The organism is Pseudomonas sp. SIMBA_068 (assembly GCF_046534705.1).
GTDB classification, from domain to species: Bacteria; Pseudomonadota; Gammaproteobacteria; order Pseudomonadales; family Pseudomonadaceae; genus Aquipseudomonas; species Aquipseudomonas putida.
The window spans coordinates 1-263 of record NZ_JAWRYI010000761.1 but is presented as its reverse complement, the minus strand read 5'-3'; the positions used below and the strand labels follow the sequence as shown (position 1 = coordinate 263).

Sequence of the window (263 nt, the reverse complement as noted above, 5' to 3'; positions counted from 1 at the left end):
AGATCACCAAGGCGGGTTTGCAAGTGGCCATCAACGATGTGTTCCAGCAGCCCAGCGTCGCCTTGCTGGCGGCGCGGCTGGGCAACCGGGATGCCGCGCCGCGTGGTGTGATCACGGTGCGGGCCAGCGGTACGCAGACGCCGCTGTTCCTGGTTCACGAATTCACCGGCCTGGACTTCTACTTCCCGGTGCTGGCCCAGCACCTGCCCGGTGGCTTCGCTATCTACGGACTGCCCGGCGTACCGGGTGACCGCCCACAACCG

The 263-nt window shown here is 66.9% G+C and carries 1 protein-coding gene; it reads left to right on the top strand.

Annotated elements, in window-relative coordinates; genetic code table 11:
- Nucleotides 1-23 precede the first annotated feature (23 nt).
- Nucleotides 24-263, top strand: a 240-nt coding sequence (locus SB756_RS31330) for a hypothetical protein (RefSeq protein WP_410913399.1), incomplete at its 3' end; no start/stop codon positions are given.